This window comes from Mesorhizobium sp. M7A.F.Ca.CA.003.01.2.1 (assembly GCF_003998945.1).
Taxonomy (GTDB): domain Bacteria; phylum Pseudomonadota; class Alphaproteobacteria; order Rhizobiales; family Rhizobiaceae; genus Mesorhizobium; species Mesorhizobium ciceri.
Window position 1 is genome coordinate 1 of record NZ_RZRA01000320.1, and the last position, 5520, is coordinate 5520.

Below are 5520 nucleotides of genomic sequence, written 5' to 3' on the forward strand. Positions count from 1 at the left end.
GTTCGGCGCGCTCGAAACCGTCATCGCCGCCGCCACCAGCGTCGGCGATGACGGTTTCGAGCGCGCCGAACGCCTCATCGATGCCGGCGTCGATCAGCGCCTGCGTGCCGCAGCTCTCAGCCATCATGTCGGCGGTCGAGACGGCGCACAAATCCGGCGTCTCGGTGATCGCCGATGGCGGCATCAAATATTCCGGCGATCTGGCCAAGGCGCTCGCCGCAGGCGCCAGTGCGGCCATGATCGGCTCGCTGCTGGCCGGAACCGACGAAAGCCCGGGCGAGGTCTATCTGCACCAGGGCCGCTCCTTCAAGGCCTATCGCGGCATGGGCTCGGTCGGCGCCATGGCCCGCGGCTCGGCCGATCGCTACTTCCAGGCCGAGGTGCGCGACACGCTGAAACTGGTCCCGGAAGGCATCGAAGGGCAGGTTCCCTACAAAGGACCTGTGTCTGGCGTGCTGCACCAGCTTGCGGGCGGCTTGAAAGCCGCTATGGGTTATGTTGGTGGCCGCGACCTTGCCGATTTCCGCGAGCGCGCCACCTTTGTGCGCATATCCAATGCCGGACTTCGTGAAAGCCACGCCCATGACGTCACGATTACCCGCGAAAGCCCGAACTATCCCGGCGGAGCCTGACCAGTACGGGCTCGGGCGGAGCCTGACGGCAACGATCCTGCGGCTGCCGCGCCACGCAGGCGCACTCTGTTTCCTGTCGGCGGTGGTTTTCATCGCCATGACGGCTATGGAATTCCTCTACTTCCGCCCGTTGAGCGGCGGCTTGCCATCACTCGACATGCGTATTTTCGGTTTCACTCCGGACGAAGGCATGGCCTGGCTGACGGCACTCGGCCGGCGCGGCGGCGAGATCATTCTCGTCTGGCACTATCTGACCTTCGATCTGTTGTTCCCGGCGCTGCTGTCTGTGACGCTGGTCAGCCTGATCCTGGCCACCGGCCGGCGATTGAAGGCTTTCCGCGTGCAGCCGGTGCAGCTGCAGTCGATCTTCGCGCTGGTCCTGGTGCTGCCCTACACGCTTGCCGACTACGCCCAGAACATCGCGGTAGCGCGGCTTCTGTCCGATTTCCTGTCGGCGAATCCGGACTCGCTGTCTTTGGCTTCGGCGCTCACCGTCACCAAATTCGCGCTTTTCGCCGTCCCGGTGATCGTCATTGCCGCCTTCTGGCTGGCAGGCCAGAAACGCCTGGCCTGATGCCGCGCGCAAAGCTCAGCCCGCTAGGGGAAACTTCGTGAACCAGACCACGATCTTCTGGCCTGTTCTGGCGCATGTGCTGCTGATCTACATCGTCTACTGCGTCCTGGGTCGCCGCAGATACGGCGCAATCAGGTCAGGCGAGGCGAAGCCAGCTCAGTTCAAGGTGCGTTCGACCGAGCCGGCCTCCAGCGTCACCGTTGCCGCCAATCTCACCAACCAGTTCGAGCTGCCGGTGCTGTTCTATGTGCTGTGCCTGACGCTGCACCTGACCAACGGCGTCAACTATCTGACCCTGGCGCTGATGTGGATTTTCGTCGCATCGCGCTATTTCCACGCCTGGGTTCACCTGACCAGCAACAATCTGCTGCTGCGCAGCCGCTCGTTCTTCGTCAGTGCGGTGATTCTCCTGCTGGGATGGATCTGGTTCGCCCTACACCTGCTCGGCGTGGTTTGAGCAGAGCACCTTTTCCTTCTCCCGCAAGGGGAGAAGGAAAGTCCGCGAGGGACGTCTACAGGTCGAACACCGCAATCTTGCGCTTGTCGAACTTGATGCCGATCTCGCCGCGCACCAGCTTGAGCGCGGCCTCGCCGAACACCGCGCGCCGCCAGCCCTGCAGGGCCGGTACGTCGGCGTCCTCGCCCTCGGCGGCGATACGGTCGATGTCGTCGCTGGAGGCCAGCACCTTGGACGCGACGCCTTCCTTTTCGGCGACGATCCGCAGCAGCACCTTCAACAGTTCCGCCGCGGCGCTCGAGCCCTCGGGCGGCTGGAAACTCTTTGGCAGTTTCGGCATCTGCTCCTTGGGCAAGGCAAGGGCGGTGTTGACCGCGCCGAGCAGCGCCGTTGCCGTCGACGAGCGCTCCCAGCCCTTCGGCGTCGTGCGCAGCTTGCCAAGGGCTGCCGCGTCGCGCGGCGCCTGCTGCGCCACCTCGTAGATCGCGTCGTCCTTCAGCACGCGGCCGCGCGGCACGTCGCGTTCGCGCGCCTCGCGCTCGCGCCACGCCGCAACGCCCTGCACGATCGCCAGTTCCTGCGGCTTGCGCAGCCGCATCTTCAGCCGTTTCCAGGCGTCCTCGGGGTGCGGATCATAGGTCTCGCGCGAGGTCAGCACCTCCATTTCCTCGTTGAGCCAATGGGCGCGGTTTTCGCGCGCCAGTTCGGCGCTGAGGTGCTGATAGACCTCGATCAGATGGGTGACGTCGGCCAGCGCATAGTCGAGCTGCTTGTCGGAAAGCGGCCGGTGGCGCCAGTCGGTGAAGCGCGACGACTTGTCGAGCCGCGCGCCGGTGATGCGCTGCACGAGCTGATCGTAGGAAACGCTGTCGCCGAAGCCGCAGACCATCGCCGCCACTTGCGTGTCGAACACTGGATGCGGAACCAGATCGCCGAGATGGACGATGATTTCGATGTCCTGCCGCGCGGCGTGGAAGACTTTGACCACCGCCTCGTTGGCCATCAGCCTGAAGAACGGCTTCAGGTCGATATCGGGAGCCAGCGGATCGATCAGTGCCGTCACGCCGGGAGCGGCCATCTGGATCAGGCACAGGATCGGCCAAAACGTCGTTTCTCGAATGAATTCGGTGTCGACAGTGACGAAATCCGACTTTTCGAAAGCGGCGAGAACGGTCTCGAGTTCTTTCTGGGTGGTGATGACGTGCATCAAATCGCTTTTGGCAGGAGTAAGGTCTTCCTAGATTTCAGCCGCCGGGGCTTTCGTCAAGCTTTGGCACCGCCATCATGAGGTTCCCGGACCGTCGGAATCGCCGTTTCTCCTGGCCAGCCGCGCGAAAACCGTCGAAGTGCGCAGGAGCGCAATGAAGCGGCCGCGCCTGCCCGCCGGCACGCCGGACCGAGCCTGCATGCGGTAGAGGATGACAGCGATGAAGATCGCATAGACCACCGCGCTGAATACAAACAGGGCGCCCGGTCCGAAATATTGCATCGCCGTCGAGGCGGCGAACGGGCCGCCGATCGCGCCGAAGGAATAGAACAGCATCAGCGCCGCGTTGATCAGCACGAACTCGCCGGTGTCGGCGCGATCGTTGGAGTGGGCCGCCGACAACGAATAGAGCGGCATGGCGAAACAGCCGAAGATGAAGACGAGGACGAAGTTGAGCAGCGGATTGCTACCGGCGATGAACACCAGCGCCAGCGCCGAAAGCATCGCGCAGCAGGTCGTCATCAGCAGCACCCGGCGCCGGTCCCAGCGGTCGGAGAGGTAGCCGAGCGGATACTGGATGATGGCGCCGCCGAAGATGCCGACGCTGACGAAGGTCACGACATCGGCGACCGACATGCCGATCTGCTCGGCATAGACCGGGGACAAGGTGCGAAAGGCGCTGTTGGTGACGCCGACGGCGATGCAGCCGAAGCAGCCCAGCGGCGAAATCCGCCAGACGCGCGCCAGGTCGAGCTTGACCTCTTCGGGTGGTGTCGGGTTGGAGCGGTCGCCGAGCGACACCGGCACCAGCGACAGCGTGATCATCATCGACATGATGGCGAAGATAGCGAAACCGCCAGCGCCGAAGATCGGGATCAGGAACTGGGCTGATGTCACCGAACCGATGTCGACCATCCGGTAGATCGCCAGCACGCGTGCCCGATCGTGATTGCTGACGCCGGAATTCAGCCAGCTTTCGACGATGGTGAACAGCCCGGCGAAGCAGAAGCCGCCGGCAAGACGCACCGCGCACCACATCACCGGATCGATGACCAGCACCAGGAGCAAGGTGCCGACTGAGGCGATTGCCGCCAGCGCCGAAAATGCCCTGATATGGCCGACCGCCTTCATGATGCGGGTGATGGCTAGGCAGCCGAGCAGGAAGCCGGCGAAGTAGAAGGTGCCCATCAGGCCTATGTCGGAAGCGGAAAACCCTTCCTGCGCGCCGCGCAGCGCGATCAGCGTGCTCTGCAGCCCATTGCCGCCGAGCAGGATGCCTGCGGCGAGAAGAAGCGGGATCATCGGGCGGATGGAGGACATGAAGAGGCGATCACGTGTCGGTGATCCCTTCTTGGACCATCGCCCTGGCCAACGCCAGCAGCAATTCCCGGCAAACTACAGCGAGGATATGTCCAACTCTTCGTGGAAGGTCCAAACGCTTATGAACGGGCCGTCGTTTAGGTTCTTGCTATAGATCGTCATGATCACCTGTTGCCGTTGATCGTCGCGCGGAGGCAACTGACCGGTGATGAGCCGGAAACCGTCGGGATCTACGCCAACAGCGAATTGCTGTTCCGGGTCGATACGATCGTAGTCGATTATGAGCCGCGATCCGTCGAACTGCTCCCGCATCGATTCGTCGTTCGGAAAGTCACCATCGGAGAGGGCTTTGAACCGCGCCCAATCGTCTATGCGAGCCGCGTCAAGCAGGTTGACGATGCGGCTGCGCTCTTGAGGTGTCAGAAAGAGCTTCTGGTTTTGCATATCCTGATCTCATTTGCCGTAAACGTAGCGGTAGAGGATATCGCTATCCATTGTGCCGCCCAAGTTTACAACGGATGTCCTGTCGAAGCCGCTTGCCTTGACAAATCCGGCCTCCCATGCGCTTTTCGCGCAAATTTTGAGGCCGGGCTTGATGCTTGGCCTGCAACCCAGCACCCCGGACTTTACCAATGACAATGCACCGTTACCGCAGCCATACCTGTGCCCAGTTGAGGAAGAGCGACGTCGGCTCGACCGTTCGCCTGTCCGGCTGGGTGCATCGCGTGCGCGATCATGGCGGCCTGCTCTTCATCGACCTGCGCGACAATTATGGCCTGACCCAGATCGTCGCCGATCCGGATTCGCCTGCCTTCAAGGTCGCCGAGACCGTGCGCGGCGAGTGGGTCATCCGCGTCGACGGCGAGGTCAAGGCGCGCTTGCCCGAGACCACCAACGCCAATCTGCCGACCGGCGAGATCGAGATCTTCGCCCGCGAGATCGAGGTGCTGTCGGCGGCCAAGGAATTGCCGCTGCCGGTGTTCGGCGAGCCTGACTATCCCGAGGATATCAGGCTGAAATACCGTTTTCTCGACCTGCGCCGCGAGACGCTGCACAAGAACATCATTGCGCGGACAAAAATCATCGCCGAAATGCGCAAGCGCATGGGCGAGGTCGGCTTCACCGAATTCTCGACGCCGATCCTGACCGCGTCGTCGCCGGAAGGCGCGCGCGACTTCCTGGTGCCGTCGCGCATCCATCCCGGCACCTTCTATGCGCTGCCGCAGGCGCCGCAGCAGTATAAGCAGCTGATCATGGTGTCGGGCTTCGACCGCTATTTCCAGATCGCGCCCTGCTTCCGCGACGAGGACCCGCGTGCCGATCGCCTGCC

General features: G+C 63.0%; 6 protein-coding genes and 1 pseudogene. 4 read left to right on the forward strand and 3 right to left on the reverse strand.

The window, feature by feature from the left end; genetic code table 11:
* The 3 genes and pseudogenes from EN969_RS14815 to EN969_RS14825 all read left to right on the forward strand — a co-directional run.
* Positions 1-632: pseudogene (locus EN969_RS14815) on the forward strand (IMP dehydrogenase); the annotation flags it as partial.
* The gene (locus tag EN969_RS14820; protein WP_127419209.1) at positions 583-1206 is read left to right on the forward strand and encodes a hypothetical protein; all 624 of its coding nucleotides are present in this window, start codon (positions 583-585) and stop codon (positions 1204-1206) included. The pseudogene EN969_RS14815 and the gene EN969_RS14820, both read left to right, overlap by 50 nt.
* A gap of 37 nt (positions 1207-1243) precedes the next feature.
* On the forward strand, positions 1244-1663 hold the full coding sequence (locus EN969_RS14825; protein ID WP_063167750.1) for an MAPEG family protein: 420 nt from the start codon (positions 1244-1246) through the stop codon (positions 1661-1663).
* A gap of 55 nt (positions 1664-1718) precedes the next feature.
* Here the strand turns inward: EN969_RS14825 and rnd are convergent, their stop codons facing one another.
* The 3 genes from rnd to EN969_RS14840 form a co-directional block, all read right to left on the reverse strand.
* Complete coding sequence (gene rnd, locus EN969_RS14830; protein ID WP_063167751.1) at positions 1719-2870, reverse strand: ribonuclease D; 1152 nt, start codon at positions 2868-2870, stop codon at positions 1719-1721.
* A gap of 75 nt (positions 2871-2945) precedes the next feature.
* Positions 2946-4190 carry an MFS transporter gene (locus EN969_RS14835; protein ID WP_063167752.1) on the reverse strand — a complete coding sequence of 415 codons (1245 nt, stop codon included), beginning with the start codon at positions 4188-4190 and terminating at the stop codon, positions 2946-2948.
* A gap of 75 nt (positions 4191-4265) precedes the next feature.
* On the reverse strand, positions 4266-4634 hold the full coding sequence (locus EN969_RS14840) for a hypothetical protein (protein ID WP_024504702.1): 369 nt from the start codon (positions 4632-4634) through the stop codon (positions 4266-4268).
* Between the two features lie 194 nt (positions 4635-4828).
* Here EN969_RS14840 and EN969_RS14845 point away from each other — a divergent pair.
* Positions 4829-5520, forward strand: a 692-nt coding sequence (locus EN969_RS14845) for an amino acid--tRNA ligase-related protein (protein WP_245467443.1), incomplete at its 3' end; no start/stop codon positions are given.